This window comes from Caenimonas terrae (genome assembly GCF_042655405.1).
GTDB lineage: Bacteria > Pseudomonadota > Gammaproteobacteria > Burkholderiales > Burkholderiaceae_C > Ramlibacter > Ramlibacter terrae_A.
Window position 1 is genome coordinate 514,579 of the sequence record NZ_JBHSMF010000002.1, and the last position, 18,334, is coordinate 532,912.

Genomic DNA, 18,334 nt, shown 5'->3' on the forward strand with positions numbered 1-18,334 from the left:
CCTGGGCCCCGGGTCAAGCCCGGGACGACAGCCGTCAGGCCGGCGCCAGCTCCCCGGCACCGGTGGCCGCGAATGCGCCCTGGGCCAGCTCGCGTGCCTTGGCCACCACGACCGCGGCGACGACTTCCACCGCGCGGTCGATCAGCTCGCAGGTGATGGTCAGCGGCGGCGCGAAGCGGATCACCGTTTCGTGCGTCTCCTTGGACAGCACGCCTTGCTGCGCCATGCGCTGCACCAGCTCGCGGGCGGTCGCCCGCGCCGGGTCGATGTCCAGGCCCACCCACAGCCCGCGCCCGCGCACGTCGCGCACCAGCCCCGGCGCCAGCGCCTGCACTGCCCGCAGCCGCGCGATCAGGTAGTCGCCCAGCATCGCGCTGCGCGCGACCAGCTTCTCGTCCTCGATCACGTTCAGGGCCTCGAGCGCCACCGCCGCCGCCAGCGCGTTGCCGCCGAAGGTGGAGCCGTGGCTGCCGGGATTGAAGACGTCCATCACCCTGGCGTCGGCCAGGAAGGCGCTGACCGGCAGCAGGCCGCCGCCCAGCGCCTTGCCCAGGATCAGCGCATCGGGCCGGATGCCCTCGTGCTCGAAGGCGAACAGCTTGCCGGTGCGGCCCAGCCCGGCCTGCACCTCGTCGTCGATCAGCAGGATGTCGTTGGCGCTGCACCACTGGCGCAGCTGGGCGAAGAAGCCGGGCGGCGGCAGGATGATGCCGGCCTCGCCCTGGATCGGCTCGATCAGCACGGCGCAGGTGTTGGCGCTGGCGGCCGCCCTGACGCTGGCCATGTCGCCGAAGTCGAAATGCCGGAAGCCCGGCGCGAACGGTCCGAAGCCGGCCCGGTAATCCGGCTCGCTGGAGAAGCCGATGATGGTGGTGGTGCGGCCGTGGAAGTTCTGCCGCGCCACCAGGATCTCGGCCTGGCCGTCGGGGATGCCCTTGACCTGGTGGCCCCAGCGGCGCGCGCACTTGATCGCCGTTTCCACCGCTTCGGCGCCGGTGTTCATCGGCAGCGCCCGCTCGAAGCCCGCCATGGCGCAGAGCCTGGCCAGGAACGGCCCGAGCGTGGTGCCGTGATAGGCCCGCGACGTGACCGCCACCCTTTCCAGCTGCTGCCGGGCCGCGCCGACGATGCGCGGGTGCAGGTGGCCGTGGCTGACTGCCGAATACGCACCCATCATGTCGATGTATTCGCGCCCGTTCACGTCCCACACCAGGCAGTCGAGCGCGCGCTCCACCACCACCGGCACCGGCTGGTAGTTGCGCGCGCCGAAGCGCGCCTCCAGCCCAATGAAATCCTGCGTCCTGTTGGTGTCCATGATGGCTCCCGTCGATGAGAACCAGTCTAGGCCGGCCGGCGCTGCCGGGGCCGACGATCGGGGTGGCTGGCGCTGGCCGCAAGCGCCAGGATGGGCGCCGGGCGCTTCCGAAACGGAAGCGCGGTAGGACGGCTTCCCGCCGTCGCGCCGGTCAGCGCCCGCCGGGCTGCGGCAGCGGAAAGCCGGCGAATTCCTTGATGGTCGCCAGCTCGATGTTGGTGACGATCTTCTCCACCCCCAGCGCCGGATCGTCCAGCCAGGCGGTGATCAGCGCGTGGTAATGGTTCAGGTCGGGGCAGGCCAGCCGCACGAGATAGTCGTAGCGGCCGCTGATGATGTAGCAGGCCACCACCTCGGGCGCAGTGGCCATGCGTTTCTCGAAGCGCTGGACCGAGGCTTGCCGCTGGTCCTTGAGCGCGATCTCGGCGAACACGAAGACCTGGCTGCCCAGCGCGGCGCGGCTGACCAGGGCGCGGTAGCCCTCGATCATCCCTTCCGATTCCAGCTTGCGCACCCGGTTCAGGGTGGCCCGCGCCGACAGGTGGATCGCCTCGGACAGTGCCTGGACCGTGGTGCGGCCGTCGCGCTGCAGCAGTTCCAGCAGCTTGAGGTCGGCCCGGTCGAGGTCCACGCCGGCGCCGCCTAGAGCGTCTTGACCGCCGCCAGCCGCCGCATCAGCTGCTGCACGATGTCGGTCTGCATGTCGCGGTACAGGAGGTTCTCCTCCGCTTCCTTGGACAGCACCGCCGATTCGTTGAAGCTGATGTCGCGCTGCTGCAGCAGTTCGGTCTCGGGAATCAGCTCCTTGCCGGCCGGCGTGCGCAGCCTGAACTTGAAGCGGATGCGCAGCTGGAACTCGCGCACCTGGCCGGACGCGTTGACGCCGACCACCACCTTCTCGCGCTGGTCCTGCGTCACGTCCAGCACCACCTCGGCGCGGTCCACTGGCACCACGGCGACGGCGCCGCCGGATGCGATGCTGCGCTTGAGTTCGTTGCCCAGCGTGGAAGTCTCGGCCGTGCCGATGGCGATGGACTTGAAGACGAAGTCGGGCGCGCCGCGCAGCTTGAAGCCGCAGGCAGCGAGCGCGAACGACGAGGCGGCGGCCAGGAGGGTGCGTCGGTGCAGCCCCATCAGATCACCACGTTGACCAGCCGGCCCGGCACCACGATCACCTTCTTGGCCGAGGCGCCGCCCGAATGCTGCTGGAACGCCTCGCTGGCCACCGCCAGCTTCTCGATCTCGTGCTTGCTGGCCCCGGCCGGCACGCGCACCGAGCCGCGCAGCTTGCCGTTGACCTGCAGCACCAGTTCGATCTCGTCCTGCTTCAAGGCTTCGGGATCGACCTTGGGCCAGGGCGCGTCCAGCAGTTCGCCCTGCGCCTGGGCGAAGCCGAGCGATTGCCAGAGCGCATTCGCGATGTGCGGCGTGGCCGGGTACAGCACGCGCAGCAGGATGCCGAAGCCTTCCGACAGCGCCTCCGGCACGCCGGTGCCGGTGGTTGCCTTGCAGTCCTCCAGCGCGTTGAGCAGCTTCATCGCGCCCGACACCACGGTGTTGTATTGCATGCGCTGGTAGTCGTAATCCACCTGCTTGAGCAGCGTGTGGATCTCCAGCCGCAGCGCCTTGCTGTCGACGCCGAACACCTTGCCGGGCGCGGCGCCGGCCGCGCCGTGGCCGGCGGCATGCAGCTTGTGGCCGAAATTCCAGACCCGGCGCAGGAACCGGTGCGAGCCTTCCAGCGCGGCGTCGTTCCACTCCAGCGTCGCCTCCGGCGGCGCCGTGAACATCGTGTACAGGCGCGCGGTGTCCGCCCCGTATTTCTCGATCAGCTCCTGCGGGTCGACGCCGTTGTTCTTGGACTTGGACATGGTGGTCCAGCCCTCGTAGGTGACCGGCAGGCCGTCCAGCTTCGAGGTGGCCGAGATCACCTTGGCGTGTTCGTCGCGCACGATGTCCAGGTCGTGGGCCCAGTAATACTCCTTGCCGGCCTCGGTGCCGGTGCGGGTGAACGCCTCGTTCAGCACCATGCCCTGCGTCAGCAGCTTGGTGAAGGGCTCGTCCACCTTCACCAGGCCCATGTCGCGCATCACCTTCGTCCAGAAGCGCGCGTACAGCAGGTGCAGGATGGCGTGCTCGATGCCGCCGATGTACTGGTCCATCGGCATCCAGTAGTCGGCACCCTTGCCCACCATCGCCTGGTCGTTCTTCGGATCGCAGTAGCGCATGAAGTACCACGCCGAATCGACGAAGGTGTCCATGGTGTCGGTCTCGCGCCGCGCCGGCTTGCCGCAGACCGGGCACTGGCAGGCCAGGAAATCCTCGCGCTTGTTCAGCGGGTTGCCCGAGCCGTCCGGCACGCAGTCCAGCGGCAGCACCACCGGCAGGTCCTTTTCCGGCACCGGCACCGCGCCGTGGACATCGCAATGGATGATCGGAATCGGCGTGCCCCAGTAGCGCTGGCGACTGACGCCCCAGTCGCGCAGCCGCCAGGTGGTCTTCTTCTCGCCCAGGCCCTTCTGCTGCAGCGCGTGCACCACGGCGTTCACCGCATGCTGGTAGTCGAAGCCGCTGAAGATGTCGGAATTGATGGTGACGCCGCGTTCCTTGTCGGCGTACCACGCGTTCCAGTGCTTGTAGTCGTAGTGCTCGCCGTCGACGTGGATCACCTGCAGGATGTCCAGCCGGTACTTCATCGCGAATTCGAAGTCGCGCTCGTCGTGGCCAGGCACGCCCATCACCGCGCCGTCGCCATAGCTCATGAGCACGTAGTTGCCCACCCACAAGTCGATCGGCAGGCCCGACAGCGGATGGGTCACCTTCAGGCCGGTGTCCATGCCGACCTTTTCGCGCAGCGCCAGTTCCGCCTCGGTGGTGCCGCCCTGCTGGCACTCCTCGATGAAGGCGGCCAGCGCCGGGTTGCGGCGCGCCGCGTGGGTGGCCAGCGGATGCTCCGGCGCGATCGCGCAGAAGGTGACGCCCATGATGGTGTCGGCGCGCGTGGTGAAGACGTACATGCGGCCGTCGCCGATCGGCTGGCCGTCCTCGCCCTTGATGTCGTGGGTGAACGCGAAGCGCACGCCCTCGCTCTTGCCGATCCAGTTCTCCTGCATCAGCTTGACCCGCTCCGGCCAGCCGGGCAGCTTGGTGTGCACGTGGTCCAGCAGTTCCTCGGCGTAGTCCGTGATCTTCAGGTAATAGCCCGGGATCTCGCGCTTTTCCACCGGCGCGCCGGTGCGCCAGCCCTTGCCGTCGATCACCTGCTCGTTGGCCAGCACCGTCTGGTCCACCGGGTCCCAGTTGACGACCTGGGTCTTGCGGTAGGCGATGCCCTTGTCCAGCATCTTCAGGAACAGCCACTGGTTCCACTTGTAGTAGCTGGGATCGCAGGTGGCGATCTCGCGGCTCCAGTCGATCGCCAGGCCCATCGCCTGCATCTGCTTCTTCATGTAGGCGATGTTGTCGTAGGTCCACTTGGCCGGCGGCACCTTGTTCTTCAGCGCCGCGTTCTCGGCCGGCAGCCCGAAGGCGTCCCATCCCATCGGCATCAGCACGTTGTAGCCGTTCATGCGCAGGTAGCGCGTGAGCATGTCGTTGATCGTGTAGTTGCGCACATGGCCCATGTGCAGCTTGCCGCTGGGGTAAGGCAGCATCGAGCAGGCATAGAATTTCTTCCTGCCGGCGTCCTCGGTCACCCGGTAAGCGTCGCGGCCGGTCCAGTGGGCCTGGGCGGCCCGTTCGACGTCGAGATGGTTGTACTTGTCCTGCATCCCCCAAATTGTAGGGGCGAGGCTGCGCGGACGCCTTGCGCTAGGGCGTGCGCGGTTCGGCGACGAAGCCGATGCGGTTCAGGCCGGCCTTCTGCGCCGCTCCCATCACCTCCACGATCCGGCCGTAGGGCACGGTCTGGTCGGCCCGCAATTGGACTTCGGTCTCCGGGTTGCGCCGGCCGCTGTCGGCCAGTTGCTGCGCCAGTTCGGCGGCCGTGACCGGCTTTTCGTTCAGGAACAGCTGGCCCTTGGCGTCCAGGGCGACGCTGACGAACAGCGGAGCGTCGTTGGGCTTGGCGGCGTCGGTGCCGGGCAGGTCCAGCTTGATCGAGCTGGCCAGCAGCGGCGCGGTGATGATGAAGATCACCACCAGCACCAGCATCACGTCCACCAGCGGCGTCATGTTGATGTCGCTCATGGGCTGCGGCCCCGGCGTGCGTTCGAGGCGGCCGAAAGCCATCTGGTTACTCCCGCCGGGCGTCGGCCGGATGGGTCAGCAATTCGCGCAGATCGCGCGCAAACCCCTCCAGATCGGCCTCGATGCGGCCGATCAGGCGGCCGAACACGTTGTAACCGAGGACCGCGGGAATCGCCACGGCCAGCCCGCCGGCCGTCATGACCAGCGCCTCGCCGACCGGACCGGCCACCTTGTCGATGGTGATCTGGCCGGACGCCGCGATGCCGGTCAGCGCGTGGTAGATCCCCCAGACCGTGCCGAGCAGGCCGACGAAGGGCGCGGTCGACCCCACGGTGGCCAGCAGCACCTGGCCGAATTGCAGCTTGTCCAGCACCCGGTGCAGCGCATCGCGCAGCATGCGGGTGAGTTGCTGGGCGCGGTCGCCGGCGGCCGCCAGCGAGCCCGAGCCTTCCAGCCGGGTTGCGGCGATCAGCGGCAGCACCAGCGCTTCCCGGTCGAAGGCGCCGACCCGGCCCTGCGCCTCCTCGATCGAGGCCGATTGCCAGAAGGCTGCGGTGCTGCGCGGCACGTCGCGGCCGGCGCGCCGCAGCACCCAGGCCTTCCACAGGATGATCACCCAGCTGCCCACCGACATGGCCAGCAGCATCGCCGCCACCGCCCGCGTGAGCCCGTCGCCCTGGCTGAACAGGGAATAGACGTTCATCGCAGCCCGAGCACGTCGAACATGTCGAACAGGCCGCTCTTGCGCCCGGCCAGGAAGCGCACCGCCCGCAGGCTGCCTTCGGCGTAGGTGGACCGGCTGGCGGCCTTGTGGGTGATCTCGATGCGCTCGCCGGTGCCGGCGAACAGCACGGTGTGGTCGCCGACGATGTCGCCGCCGCGGATGCTGGAAAAGCCGATGGCGGACGGATCGCGCTCGCCGGTAATGCCCTCGCGCGAAAACACCGCGTGCTGCTTGAGGTCCCGCCCCAGCGCGTGCGCGATCACTTCGCCCATCTTCAGCGCAGTGCCCGAGGGCGCGTCCACCTTGTGGCGGTGGTGCGTCTCGATCACCTCGATGTCGTAGCCGCTGGCCAGCGCGCCGGCCGCCATCTGCAGCAGCTTGAGCGTGACGTTCACGCCGACGCTCATGTTGGGCGCCATCACGATGGCGATGTCGCGGGCGCTGGCTTCCACCTCGGCCTTCTGCCGGTCGGTGAATCCGGTGGTGCCGATGACGGCGCTGACCCCCAGATCGCGGCAGACCCGCAGGTGCGCCAGCGTGCCTTCCGGCCGGGTGAAATCGATCAGGACGCCGGAATGGGCCAGGCCGGCGCGGATGTCGGCCGACACCGGCACGCCGCTCGCGTGGCCCAGGAAGGCCGCCGCATCGTTGCCGATGGCCGGACTGGCCGGGATATCGAGCGCGCCGGTCAGCTTGCAATCGCCGGAGGCCCGGATTGCCTCGATCAGCATGTGGCCCATGCGGCCCGAGGCGCCGGCGACGGCGACCCGATGTTTCTGTTGTTGTTGCTCGCCGGCCGCCGCGGCGGCCGTGCCGGAAGAACCAGCGGGAACAGTGGAACTAGCAGCCTTGGCCATCCGCTGCCCCTGTCAGCGCGCCGGGGCTTCGAGCGGCGGGTAGTTCACCGGCGCCGGGAGCTCCACCGGGGGCGGCGTCGCAGCGGCCGCGGGCGTCCCCTGGAACCGGGACAGCTGCGCCTCGGTCGCCTCCAGCACCGGCATGCTGCGCTTGCTGCTCGCCTTGTCCAGGGTGGCGACGAATTCCGATTCGCTGGGCATGGGGTCGCCCTCGTACCGGTCCATCGCGTTGTCCTTGAAGAACACCGTCAGGTGGCGCGACTGCGGATCGACGCCCTTGCGCTTGAGGGTGAAGACGTAATCCCAGCGATCGGCATGGAACACGCTGGCCAGCAGCGGCGTGCCGAGCACTTCCCTGACCTGCTGGCGGGTCATGCCGGGACGCAGCGCCTCCACCTGCTCGCGCGAGACGAAGTTGCCTTGCACCACCTCGACCTGGTAGGGCGTGATCGACTTCGCGACCCGCATGGTCGCTCCGTCGATCGCGCTGCAGGCCGACAATGCCGCGCAGGCGGCAACCAGGAAGATGCGCAGGGCGGGAGCGTTGGGTCGGGACATGGGGGCGGACGGTGGCGATATGATCGACCCATTGTAGCGGCTGGCCCCAGGCGGCACGCCGTTGCGCCGCTCCCGGAAACACCCATGACCAATGTCGACGAACTCAAGAGCACCGGGCTGAAGGCGACCCTGCCGCGGCTGAAGATCCTCGAAGTGTTCCAGCGCGGCACCCAGCGCCACATGACGGCGGAAGACGTGTTCCGGGTGCTGCTGCAGGAGCGGTCGGACATCGGCCTGGCCACGGTCTACCGGGTGCTGACGCAGTTCGAGCAGGCCGGCATCCTCAGCCGCAGCCACTTCGAGAGCGGCAAGGCGGTCTACGAGATCAACGAGGGCACCCACCACGACCACCTGGTCTGCCTCGATTGCGGCAAGGTGGAGGAGTTCTACGACGCCGAGATCGAGCGGCGCCAGCACGCGGTGGCCAAGGCCAAGGGCTTCGACATCGCCGAACACGCGCTCAGCCTGTACGCGCACTGCACCAAGAATCCCTGCCCGAACCGGCCGCCGGCGACTCAGCGCAGGCAGCAGCAGGATTCAGAGTAGGCGCCTGCGTTCATTTGTCCTGTTCCATCGCGCGGCGGTGGCGCTCGACGAACTCCTGGTAGGTGTCGACGCCGCGCAGCTGCAGGATGGTGTTGCGCACGGCCGCCTCCACCAGCACGGCGATGTTGCGGCCGGCCACCACCTGGATCACGACCTTGCGCACCGGCACGCCCAGCACGTCCTGCGTGAGCGGCTCGTAGGGAAGGCGCTCGTACTCGCGCTCCATGGTTTCGCGCCGCACCAGGTGCACGATCAGCTTGAGCCGCATCTTGCGGCGCACCGCGGTCTCGCCGAAGATGCCGCGGATGTCCAGCAGGCCGATGCCGCGCACTTCCAGCAGGTTCTGCAGCAGCTCGGGGCAGCGGCCTTCGATCGCGGTCTGGTTGATCCGATAGAGGTCCACCGCGTCGTCGGCCACCAGGCCGTTGCCGCGCGAGATCAGTTCCAGCCCCAGTTCGCTCTTGCCCAGGCCCGATTCGCCGGTGATCATCACGCCCAGCCCCAGGATGTCCATGAACACGCCATGCATCGAGGTGCGCTCGGCGAAGTGCTTGGACAGGAAGGCGCGCAGCACGTCGATCACGAAGGCCGACGGCTCGTGGGTCGCGAACATCGGGATCTGGGCCCGCTCGCACATCGACAGCAGCGCGTCGGGCGCGACCTGGCCGTCGGTCAGCACCAGCACCGGCGGCTCCAGCGTGACGATGCGGGAGATGCGGCGGGCGCAATCCTCGGCCGTCGCGTTGGTCAGGTAGGCGATCTCGCGCGCCCCCAGGATCTGGACCCGGTACGGGTGGATGTAATTGAGGTAGCCCACCAGGTCGGCGCCCGAGCGGGCGGCGCGCACCGCCACTTCGTCGAAGCGCCGCTCGGAGGCGCCCAGGCCCGCCACCCACTCCCACTTGAGCTGGGCGCGGTGGTCTTCGAACAGGACGTCGGCGCTGACGACTGTAGGTTTCAAAACGTGAGCGTCGCTGGGCCGCCCTAGGCGGGCTGGGCCGATTGCCAGGTGGCGATCATGCGGTGCAGTTCGGCCGCGTCGGTGCTGGACTTGATCCTCTCGCGCAGCGGCGCATCGCTCAGAAGCTCGGCGATCTCCGACAGGATCTCCAGGTGCTTCTGGGTCGCCGCTTCGGGCACCAGCAGGAAGATCAGCAGGTTGACCGGCTGCTCGTCGGGGGCATCGAAGCCGATCGGGTTGGCCAGCTGGAACAGCGCCGCCATCGGCGCCTTCAGGCCCTTGATCCGGCCATGCGGAATGGCCACCCCGTGGCCCAGCCCGGTGGAACCGAGGCGCTCGCGGGCGAACAGGCTTTCGGTGATCAGGGCGCGCGACAGGCCGTGCAGGTTCTCAAACAGCAGTCCCGCTTCTTCAAAGGCACGCTTTTTGCTGGTGGCATCGACGCTCACGAGAACTTGAGCGGGAGGCAGGATGGACGCGAGACGGTTCATGGTCTGGGAGTGGAATTATGCACCCCGGCGGACGCACTGCAACAAAACGCATTCTGGCCCCGCCGGGGCACTGCCTCGCCGCAAACAAAAAAGCCGCCCGGAGCGGCGGCTGTCTGTGGTTGCATGCGCGGCTTTTTCACATCAGGCGCTTGGCGCCTTCGTGGTGGTGGTCCTGCACGCGCGTCTTGTGGCGGCCCACCTGCCGGTCGAGCTTGTCGACCAGTTCATCCACGGCGGCATAGAGGTCCTCATGCGAGCTCTCGGCGAACATGTCGCTGCCCTTGACGTGGATGTTGCATTCAGCACGCTGTCGTCGCTCCTTTTCCTTCTGCTTTTCCACGGTCAGGATCACCCTGATGTCCACGACCTGGTCAAAGTGCCTGGTAATCCGATCAAGCTTGGTGGTCACGTAAGTGCGCAGTGCCTGGGTAACTTCGAGATGGTGACCGCTGATCGTCAGGTTCATAAGGAGCCTCCTGTTTTGCTCGGGTTGGGGAACGGAAAACCGCCTCAGGTCGGCGGCGGAAAAAGTGTCTGCGTGGGGGGTAGGGACAGCGTGCTGGGGATGAAAACCACTATGCGCGCTGCGCCTGTAAAACGCAATCCATTTGCGTCAAACGGGGGGCGAATATGAAACCCTTTGTCGGATGGCGCAAATGAAAACGGCGGCCCTTCGGGCCGCCGTCGCGCCACTGCGTGGCGTGTCTGTGTCAGGACCGCTCAGGCCAGGCGCCAGAGCGATGCCTTTGCGGCCGCCGCCTGGTGGAAATCCCAGCCCCGGGCCCGCGGATGGGCCTGCGCGCCGGGGCGCTCGAGGTTGGCGTGCTCGCAGCCTTCGCGATGCGGCCGGTCGCGCGGGACGTCGGCAAAGCGGTTGGACGTTTTCTGCTCGCGGTTCATGTGGATCTTCTCCTGGGCGCTTCAGCTCACGCTGTCGCTGCTGCTGGGGCTTCTGGACGCTGCCGACGGTGCGGTGCGGCCGGAGTGGCGGCTGATGAAGGGCCAGGCGTGGCCGCCGCGGCTGCGCGCGTGCTCCAGGCTGCGGCCCTTGCCGTCGGATTGGGCAGGACGGGAGCCCATGCGGCTTGCGTTCGGATCGTTCGCCAGCTGGATCATTTGCTTCACTCCTGGTTGGACGGCGGTCTGCTGCCGTGACAAGGTCAATCTATGGGGAGGCTCAGCCTTGGTCTGTCGGACAGGTTGGGCCAGGCCTGTAGGACACGTCCGGCAGCGGGGGCCGTCCGCCACGCCGCCCCGGGGGCCGGCCGGGCCAGAATCGAGGCATTTGCGCCACCCGAAGCCCCAGAAAGAACCACCGATGCCCGACTTTGCCGACCTGCTGTCCCTGTCGATGAACCCGCTGGAGCTGATCGCCCGCGGCTCGCTGATGTACTGGTTCCTGTTCCTGCTGTTCCGCTTCGTGCTGCGGCGCGACGCCGGCTCGATCGCCATCGCCGACGTGCTGCTGCTGGTGCTGATCGCCGACGCGTCGCAGAACGCGATGGCCGGCGGCTACGAGACGGTGACCGACGGCATCGTGCTGGTGCTGACCATCGCCGGCTGGAACTGGCTGATCGACTGGCTGGCGTTCCACTTCGACTGGGTGCGGCGGCTGGTCGCGGCCAGGCCGCTGACCCTGATCAGCCAGGGCAAGGTCCACCTGCGCAACATGCGCAAGGAAATGATCTCGCAGGACGAGTTGATGGCGGCCCTGCGCGAACAGGGCATCGAGAAGGTGGACCAGGTCAAGCTGGCCGTCATGGAAAGCGACGGCCAGATCAGCGTCGTGAAGAACGGCAAATGACGCCGCCGCCCGCGGGCGGCCACCATTGCAAGCGCGGCTGGTTCCCTTACCATGGGCCGCACCCATGAGCCTGAGCACCGTCATCAACGCGGGGCTGGTCGTGCCCACCCGCCCCGTCCGCGCCCTGGTGCTGATGGGCGGCGGCGCGCGCACCGCCTACCAGGTCGGCGCGCTCAAGGCGATCGGCGCGATGCTGCGGCTGCAGCCCCGGGCGGGACGCGACTTTCCGTTCGAGGTGCTGGTGGGCACCTCCGCCGGCGCCCTCAATGCGGCGTACCTGGCCGGCACGGCCGCCACCGGCCTGTCGGCCTTCGACCAGCTGGCGGACTTCTGGTCGCAGCTGCGCTCGCGCGACGTCTATGCGCTGGAAGTGACCCCCTGGGTGCGCTTCAGCCGGCTGCTCGCCGCCGCCAGCCTGTGGCGCAACGTGCGCGGCCACGGCGCCATCCTGGACACCATGCCGCTGGTGGACACGCTGCACAAGGCGATCTCGCTGCAGGGCATCGACGACGCGCTGATGAAGCGCGCGATCGACGCCGTCGCCGTCACCGCCTCCAGCTACACCAGCGGCGTGCACTGGACCTTCTGCCACACCGCCGGCGACCCGCGCCACGAGCCCTGGAACCGCCCGGGCCGGCGCTCCGAGTTCCAGCCGCTGACCATCGAGCACCTGATGGCCTCCAGCGCCATCCCCTTCCTATTCCCGGCCACCTCGCTGTGGGTGGACGGCCGGCGCGAATTCTTCGGTGACGGCTCGATGCGCCAGGTCTCGCCGCTGTCGCCGGCCCTGCACCTGGGCGCGCACAAGGTGCTGGTGCTGGGCGTCGGCCAGCCGGAGCGCTCCAGCATCGCCGGCACGCCGGCCAGCCATGTGGCCAGCGCACCGACCATGGGCTTCATCGCCGGCCACGCCCTGGCCAGCGTGTTCCACGACACGCTGCAGGCCGACGTCGAACAGGCCCAGCGCGTCACCCGCACCCTCAAGCAGCTGCCGCGCGAGATCGCCGGCGTGCTGCCGTACCGCAGCGTCGAAGTGGTGGCGATCCAGCCCTCGCAGTCGCTGGACGCGCTGGCCCAGGCCCACGCCCACGAGTTGCCCGGCGCCGTGCGGCGGGCGCTCGGCGGCCTGGGCGCCCTCAAGGGCGGCGGCGGGGTGATCGCCAGCTACCTGCTGTTCGAGCCGGGCTTCGTGCAGAAGCTGGTGGCGCTGGGCGAGCGCGACGCCTATGCCCGCAAGGAAGAACTGCTGGCCTTCCTCGGCGCCGCCACGGCATAATCGCGCGGGCAAAACGGACGCCCATGCTCAATATCTTTTCCCTCGCCAACGGGCGGCTGTTCCAGGAAGAAATCGAATCGCTGGAGGAGCTGTCGCAGTTCCAGCCGATCTGGGTGGACCTGGAGTCGCCGACCCTGGAAGAGAAGCGCTGGATCAAGCAGTACTACGGCCTGTCGATCCCGGAAGACGCGATGGACGAGGACATCGAGGAGTCGGCCCGCTTCTACGAGGAAGACAACGGCGAACTGCACATCCGCAGCGACTTCCTGATCGCCGACGACGAGGAGCCGCGCACCGTCCGGGTCGCCTTCATCCTGAACCTGGTCAACGACGCGCTCAAGAGCAAGGGCGTGCTGTTCTCGATTCACGACGAGGACGTGCCGGTGTTCCGGCTGCTGCGGCTGCGGGCGCGGCGCGCCCCCGGGCTGCTGGAAGACGCCAAGGAAGTGCTGCTCAAGCTGTTCGACGCCGACGCCGAGTATTCGGCCGACACGCTCGAAGGCATCTACGACGAACTGGAAAAGGCCAGCACCAAGGTGCTGGGCGGGCGCGTCACCGACGAACTGGCCAGCGAGGTGCTGGGCCAGATCGCGCGCCAGGAGGACATGAACGGCCGGATCCGCCGCAACGTGATGGACACCCGGCGCGCCGTCAGCTTCATGATGCGCAGCCGCATGCTCAGCGCCGACCAGTTCGAGGAGGCGCGGCAGATCCTGCGCGACATCGAATCGCTGGACTCGCACACCGCCTTCCTGTTCGACAAGATCAACTTCCTGATGGATGCGACCGTCGGTTTCATCAACATCAACCAGAACAAGGTGATCAAGATCTTCTCGGTGGCCAGCGTCGCCCTGCTGCCGCCCACGCTGGTGGCCAGCATCTACGGCATGAACATGAAGTTCCCCGAGCTCGAGTGGCTGGGCCCGATCCTGAGCTATCCCTACGTCGTGGTGTTGATGATCGCCAGCGCCGCGCTGCCGATGTGGTATTTCGGCCGCCGCGGCTGGCTGCGTTAACGGGCCCCGTGCGGCGGCTGCGGGCGCAGCAGGGCTTCGACGATGGCCCCCGAATACCGGCTGGCCACCTCCCGGATGAAGCGCGTGAAGTCGCCGTGGGCGGCGTCGTCGGCGCGGTCGGAAATGGTGCGGACCGCCGCGAAGGGCACGCCGTAGTCGTGGCAGACCTGGGCGAAGGCCGCGCCTTCCATCTCCACCGCCAGCGCCTGCGGCAGCGCCGCCTGCAGGGCCCGGCTCTCGCCGGTGGTTGAAACGAAGCGGTCGCCGCTGACCACCAGCCCGCGATGCAGCCGCACGCCCGGCAGCGCGGAACGCGCCGCCTGCGCCAGTTGCTCGCCCAGCGCGGGGTCGGCAGCGAACCGGTCCAGGCCGTACAGCGGCACCTGGTATTTGGGGAAGATCGGGGAGGCGTCCAGGTCGTGCTGCAGGAAGCTGTCGGCCACCACGACGTGGCCGACGTCGACGCCCGGCGCCAGCCCGCCGGCGACGCCGGTGAAGACGATGCGGCGCACCCCGAAGCGTTCGATCAGCGCCGTCGCCGTGGTCGCCGCCGCCACCTTGCCGATCCGCGACAGCACCGCGACCACCGGCTGGCCGCGCAGGTGCCCGAGCCAGAACTCGCGCCCGCCCACCACCTGCATGCGCTCGTCCGGCATCAGCGCGAGCACCGCGGCCAGTTCCTCGTGCATGGCGGAGACGATGGCGGTGGTCATGCCGACATTGTCGTCCCGGGTTCGACCCGGGACCCAGACCTCTGCGCGCAAAAAAATACCGTCGACAAGGAAGGACTGGCCTTCCCTGAGCGACGGTGGTTCCGGACGAAGCCTCCGGATCCCGGGTCAGGCCCGGGATGACAGCATCACTCCTTGATGTCGACGCCGTAGAAGGTGTGGCGACCGAACGGGCTGAGCTTGAAGTCGACCACTTCCTTGCGCACCGGCTTGAGCTGCACGGCGTGGGCGATGGTGAACCACGGCTCCTGCTGCTTGAAGATCACCTGGGCCTGCTTGTAGAGCTTGTCGCGCTCGGCCGGCTTGGTTTCGCTCTTGGCCTTCTGGATCAGGTCCTCGAAGGGCTGGTAGCAGAACTTGGCCACGTTGGAGCCGTTGGTCTTGGCCGCCTCGCATCCGAGCAGCACCGCCAGGAAGTTGTCCGGGTCGCCGTTGTCGCCGGTCCAGCCCAGCATGCCCATCTGGTGCTCGCCGTTCTGCATGCGCTTGCGGTACTCGCCCCACTCGAAGCTCTTGATCTCCGCCTTGACGCCGATCTTGGCCAGGTCGGCCTGCATCAGTTCGGCGATCCGCTTGGCGTTCGGGTTGTACGGGCGCTGCACCGGCATGGCCCACAGGTCGGTCTCGAAGCCGTTCGGGTGGCCGGCCTGGGCCAGCAGCTTCTTGGCGCCTTCCGGATCGTAGACGTCGTCCTTGATGTCGTTGTTGTAGGCGGACATGGACGGCGGCAGCGGGTTCTTGGCGGCGATGCCGGTGCCAAGGAACACGCCGTCCAGGATCGCCTTCTTGTTGATCGCCATGCTCACGGCCTTGCGCACGCGCACGTCGTCGAAGGGCTTCTTGGTGACGTTGTAGGCCAGGTAGCCGACGTTCAGGCCGGGCTGCTCCATCAGGGTGACCTTGGGGTCCTTGCGGATCGCGTCCAGGTCGGCCGGATTGGGGTACGGCATGACGTGGCATTCGCCCTTCTGCAGCTTGGCCCAGCGCACCGACGCGTCCGGCGTGATCGAGTACACCAGGTCGTCGATCTTGGCCTTGCCGCCCCAGTACTGCGGGAAGGCCTTGTAGCGGATCACGGCGTCCTTCTGGTACTGCACCAGGTAGAACGGGCCGGTGCCGATCGGCTCCTGGTCGATCTTCTCGGGCGTGCCGGCCTTGAGCATGGCGTCGGCGTATTCCTTGGACTGGATGGCCGCGTACGGCATCGCCAGGTTGGCCAGGAACGGCGCCTCCGGATGCTCCAGCGTGATACGCACGGTGTAGTCGTCCACCTTGTCCACCGCCTTGATCAGCTTGGGCATGCCCATGTCGTTGAAGTACGAGTGGTTGCTGCTGGTGACCTTGAAGTACGGGTTGGCTTCCTTCCACTGGCGCTCGAAGCCGAACACGATGTCGTCCGCGTTCATGTCGCGCGTCGGCTTGAAGGCGCGGTGGCTGTGCCACTTGACGCCCTTGCGCAGGTAGAAGGTGTAGGTCTTGCCGTCAGCCGAAATGTCCCAGCGCTCGGCCAGGCCGGGCACGACCTTGGTGCCGCCGCGCTCGAATTCGACGATGCGGTTGTAGATCGGCTCGTTGCCGTCGAACGAGGTCCCGGTGGTGTTGACCGCGGGGTAGAAGTTTTCCGGGCTGCCTTCGGAGCAGAACACCAGCGTCTTGGCCCCGGCGCCGGCAGCGGCGGCCAGCGCCAGCGCGGCGATCGCAAAGTGCTTGCGGAAGTTGCTTGGCTTCATGAATGGTTCCTTCGAAGAAAGTTGGGTCGGCTAGGCCGAGAGTGAAGCATTATCCGTACCGCGCACCTCGGGAAAACCCGATTCCAGGAACTGCCCGGCGAAGTGGCACGCGACGATCCGCTCGTCCACCACACGGGGCGGCGGCCGCTCGGCGCGGCACTGCTCCACGGCGTACGGACAGCGGCTGGAAAACACGCAGCCGCTGGGCGGCGCCAGCGGCGACGGCAGCTCGCCGCGCAGCACGATGCGTTGCACGTTGCGCGGCCCGACGCCGGGCGTGGACGCCAGCAGCGCCTGGGTGTACGGATGCAGCGGCCGCGCGAACAGCTTGTCCTTCGGGCCCTGCTCCATCACGTGCCCCAGGTACATCACCAGCACCTCGTGGGCGATGTGGCGCACCACCGCCAGGTCGTGCGAGATGAACAGGTAGGCCAGCTTGAATTCGTCCTGCAGGTCCGACAGCAGGTTGAGCACCTGGGCCTGGATCGAGACGTCCAGCGCGGACACCGGCTCGTCGGCCACCAGCAGCTTGGGGTTGAGCATCAGGGCGCGCGCGATGGCGATGCGCTGGCGCTGGCCGCCGGAGAACATGTGGGGATAGCGGTTGCGGTACTCCGGCCGCAGACCCACCTGCGCCAGCATCGCGCGCGAGCGCTCGGCCCGCTCCGCCTTGCCCATGTCGGTGTTGATCTTCAGCGGGTCTTCCAGCACCGCGCTGATCTTCTTGCGCGGGTTGAGCGACCCGTAGGGGTTCTGGAACACCAGCTGCACCGCCTGCCGCAGCCGGCCCCGGTCCGCGTGCGGCGTGGCCACGGCGTCGGCGCCGTCCAGCACCAGCGTGCCGTCGGTGGGCTTTTCGATCAAGGCCACCATGCGCGCCAGCGTCGACTTGCCGCAGCCCGACTCGCCCACCACCGCCAGCGTCTTGCCGGCCTCGATCGCGAACGAGACGCCGCCCACCGCCTGCAGCAAGGCCGGCGCGCGGAACATCCCGCGCCGGATCTTGTAGACCTGGCGCAGGTTCTGGGCTTCGACGACGACGGTCATGAAACCGCCTCGATCTTGACCGGCGTGTCCTGCTCGATGCGCTCTTGCCGCGTCGGGTCGCCCAGCGGGTAGTGGCAGCGCACCTGGCCGTCCTTCCAGTCCTTCAGCTCCGGCCGCACGGCCAGCGAATGGGCCGTGGCGTAGGCGCAGCGCGGCGCGAACAGGCAGCCGGCCGGACGGTCGAAGATGCCCGGCACCACGCCGGGGATGGTCGCCAGCCGGTGGCCGCTGGGCCCGCGTTCGGGCAGCGCCGACAGCAGCGCCTCGGTGTAGGGATGCTGCGGGTCCGAGAACAGCTGCGCCACCGGCCGCTGCTCCATCACCTGGCCGGCGTACATGACGGCGACGCGCCGCGCCATCTCGCTGACCACGCCCATGTTGTGCGTGATCAGCACCAGGGCCATGCCACGCTCCTTCTGCAGTGCGCGCAGCAGGTCGAGGATCTGGGCCTGGATGGTGACGTCCAGCGCGGTGGTCGGCTCGTCGGCGATCAGCAGCCGCGGGTTGCACGAGATCGCCATCGCGATCATCACCCGCTGGTTCATGCCGCCCGACATCTGGTGCGGATAGTCGTTCATGCGCGTATGGGCCGCCGGAATGCCGACCTGCTCCAGCAGCTCGATTGCGCGCTTCTTGGCGCTGGCCTTGTCCAGCGGCGAGTGCAGGCGCAGCGCTTCCACCAGCTGCCAGCCGACGGTGAAGCAGGGGTTCAGGCTGGTGGTCGGCTCCTGGAAGATCATCGCCATGTCCTTGCCCACCAGCCGGCGCCGCTCCCGGTCGGAGATGCCCAGCAGGTCGTGGCCGGCAAAGCGCAGCGTCCTGGCGCGCACGCGGCCGGGAAAGGGGATCAGCCCCATCAGCGCCATCATCGTCACGCTCTTGCCCGAGCCCGATTCGCCGACGATGCCCAGCACTTCCCCTTCGTCCAGCGTCAGGCTCACGCCCTCCACCGCGTGCATCACCCCGCCCTGGGTCGGGAACTCGACGTGGAGGTCTTCGATTTCTAGCAGCGGCATATTCAAATCAGATTCGGACTGCCGGACGCAGAAGACGCAGAAGCAACGCAGAAAGCGCAGAGGGTTCAATGGAA

21 protein-coding genes are annotated in these 18,334 nt (G+C 68.0%); 4 read left to right on the plus strand and 17 right to left on the minus strand.

From position 1 onward, the window contains the following. Positions 1-34 precede the first annotated feature (34 nt). The 8 genes from rocD to ACFPOE_RS02540 all read right to left on the minus strand — a co-directional run bounded on the left by rocD (position 35) and on the right by ACFPOE_RS02540 (position 7,642). Entirely contained in the window at positions 35-1,315 is a 1,281-nt protein-coding gene (gene rocD / locus ACFPOE_RS02505) for an ornithine--oxo-acid transaminase (protein ID WP_376848412.1), read from the minus strand. Between the two features lie 151 nt (positions 1,316-1,466). Next, positions 1,467-1,946 carry an Lrp/AsnC family transcriptional regulator gene (locus ACFPOE_RS02510; protein WP_376848413.1) on the minus strand — a complete coding sequence of 160 codons (480 nt, stop codon included), beginning with the start codon at positions 1,944-1,946 and terminating at the stop codon, positions 1,467-1,469. Between the two features lie 11 nt (positions 1,947-1,957). Beyond that, on the minus strand, positions 1,958-2,443 hold the full coding sequence (locus ACFPOE_RS02515) for an LPS-assembly lipoprotein LptE (protein WP_376848792.1): 486 nt from the start codon (positions 2,441-2,443) through the stop codon (positions 1,958-1,960). Between the two features lie 5 nt (positions 2,444-2,448). Next, positions 2,449-5,085: a leucine--tRNA ligase gene (gene leuS / locus ACFPOE_RS02520; protein ID WP_376848414.1), complete on the minus strand. Its 2,637-nt coding sequence runs from the start codon at positions 5,083-5,085 to the stop codon at positions 2,449-2,451. A gap of 40 nt (positions 5,086-5,125) precedes the next feature. Next, a complete protein-coding gene (locus ACFPOE_RS02525; RefSeq protein WP_376848415.1) occupies positions 5,126-5,545 on the minus strand; it encodes an ExbD/TolR family protein in 420 nt (139 codons plus the stop codon). A 4-nt stretch (positions 5,546-5,549) separates the two neighbouring features. After that, on the minus strand, positions 5,550-6,206 hold the full coding sequence (locus tag ACFPOE_RS02530; RefSeq protein ID WP_376848416.1) for a MotA/TolQ/ExbB proton channel family protein: 657 nt from the start codon (positions 6,204-6,206) through the stop codon (positions 5,550-5,552). Further along, positions 6,203-7,084, minus strand: a complete 882-nt coding sequence (gene dapB, locus ACFPOE_RS02535; RefSeq protein WP_376848417.1) for a 4-hydroxy-tetrahydrodipicolinate reductase — start codon at positions 7,082-7,084, stop codon at positions 6,203-6,205. Before dapB ends, ACFPOE_RS02530 begins: the two co-directional genes overlap by 4 nt. Positions 7,085-7,096: 12 nt before the next feature. Beyond that, positions 7,097-7,642 (minus strand): outer membrane protein assembly factor BamE, encoded by a 546-nt coding sequence (locus tag ACFPOE_RS02540; protein WP_376848418.1) that lies wholly within the window; start codon positions 7,640-7,642, stop codon positions 7,097-7,099. 84 nt (positions 7,643-7,726) lie between these two features. Here ACFPOE_RS02540 and fur point away from each other — a divergent pair, with 84 nt between their 5' ends. After that, complete coding sequence (gene fur, locus ACFPOE_RS02545) at positions 7,727-8,188, plus strand: ferric iron uptake transcriptional regulator (protein WP_376848419.1); 462 nt, start codon at positions 7,727-7,729, stop codon at positions 8,186-8,188. A gap of 10 nt (positions 8,189-8,198) precedes the next feature. Here fur and hprK read toward each other — a convergent pair whose 3' ends face one another. The 5 genes from hprK to ACFPOE_RS02570 all read right to left on the minus strand — a co-directional run bounded on the left by hprK (position 8,199) and on the right by ACFPOE_RS02570 (position 10,756). Then, on the minus strand, positions 8,199-9,149 hold the full coding sequence (gene hprK, locus ACFPOE_RS02550) for an HPr(Ser) kinase/phosphatase (protein WP_376848420.1): 951 nt from the start codon (positions 9,147-9,149) through the stop codon (positions 8,199-8,201). A 23-nt stretch (positions 9,150-9,172) separates the two neighbouring features. Further along, entirely contained in the window at positions 9,173-9,640 is a 468-nt protein-coding gene (locus ACFPOE_RS02555; protein WP_376848421.1) for a PTS sugar transporter subunit IIA, read from the minus strand. Between the two features lie 136 nt (positions 9,641-9,776). Continuing rightward, positions 9,777-10,106 (minus strand): ribosome hibernation-promoting factor, HPF/YfiA family, encoded by a 330-nt coding sequence (gene hpf / locus ACFPOE_RS02560; RefSeq protein WP_376848422.1) that lies wholly within the window; start codon positions 10,104-10,106, stop codon positions 9,777-9,779. Positions 10,107-10,360: 254 nt separating this feature from the next. Then, positions 10,361-10,540: a hypothetical protein gene (locus tag ACFPOE_RS02565; protein WP_376848423.1), complete on the minus strand. Its 180-nt coding sequence runs from the start codon at positions 10,538-10,540 to the stop codon at positions 10,361-10,363. A 21-nt stretch (positions 10,541-10,561) separates the two neighbouring features. Further along, complete coding sequence (locus tag ACFPOE_RS02570; protein WP_376848424.1) at positions 10,562-10,756, minus strand: hypothetical protein; 195 nt, start codon at positions 10,754-10,756, stop codon at positions 10,562-10,564. 202 nt (positions 10,757-10,958) lie between these two features. Between ACFPOE_RS02570 and ACFPOE_RS02575 the strand changes: the two genes are divergently transcribed. From ACFPOE_RS02575 to ACFPOE_RS02585, 3 genes are all read left to right on the plus strand, one after another. Continuing rightward, positions 10,959-11,444 (plus strand): DUF421 domain-containing protein, encoded by a 486-nt coding sequence (locus ACFPOE_RS02575; protein ID WP_376848425.1) that lies wholly within the window; start codon positions 10,959-10,961, stop codon positions 11,442-11,444. Positions 11,445-11,508: 64 nt separating this feature from the next. Further along, the gene (locus ACFPOE_RS02580) at positions 11,509-12,720 is read left to right on the plus strand and encodes a patatin-like phospholipase family protein (RefSeq protein WP_376848426.1); all 1,212 of its coding nucleotides are present in this window, start codon (positions 11,509-11,511) and stop codon (positions 12,718-12,720) included. 23 nt (positions 12,721-12,743) lie between these two features. After that, the gene (locus ACFPOE_RS02585) at positions 12,744-13,736 is read left to right on the plus strand and encodes a magnesium and cobalt transport protein CorA (RefSeq protein WP_376848427.1); all 993 of its coding nucleotides are present in this window, start codon (positions 12,744-12,746) and stop codon (positions 13,734-13,736) included. On the opposite strand, the gene ACFPOE_RS02590 is transcribed toward ACFPOE_RS02585, so the two are convergent. The 4 genes from ACFPOE_RS02590 to ACFPOE_RS02605 form a co-directional block, all read right to left on the minus strand. Then, entirely contained in the window at positions 13,733-14,449 is a 717-nt protein-coding gene (locus ACFPOE_RS02590) for a 5'-methylthioadenosine/adenosylhomocysteine nucleosidase (RefSeq protein WP_376848428.1), read from the minus strand. The two genes, ACFPOE_RS02585 and ACFPOE_RS02590, sit on opposite strands and share 4 nt — an antisense overlap. 146 nt (positions 14,450-14,595) lie before the next feature. Beyond that, a complete protein-coding gene (locus ACFPOE_RS02595) occupies positions 14,596-16,197 on the minus strand; it encodes an ABC transporter substrate-binding protein (protein ID WP_376848429.1) in 1,602 nt (533 codons plus the stop codon). A gap of 30 nt (positions 16,198-16,227) precedes the next feature. Continuing rightward, on the minus strand, positions 16,228-17,244 hold the full coding sequence (locus tag ACFPOE_RS02600) for a dipeptide ABC transporter ATP-binding protein (RefSeq protein WP_376848430.1): 1,017 nt from the start codon (positions 17,242-17,244) through the stop codon (positions 16,228-16,230). Then, positions 17,241-18,260 (minus strand): ABC transporter ATP-binding protein, encoded by a 1,020-nt coding sequence (locus ACFPOE_RS02605; RefSeq protein ID WP_376848431.1) that lies wholly within the window; start codon positions 18,258-18,260, stop codon positions 17,241-17,243. Before ACFPOE_RS02605 ends, ACFPOE_RS02600 begins: the two co-directional genes overlap by 4 nt. Positions 18,261-18,334: the final 74 nt, after the last annotated feature.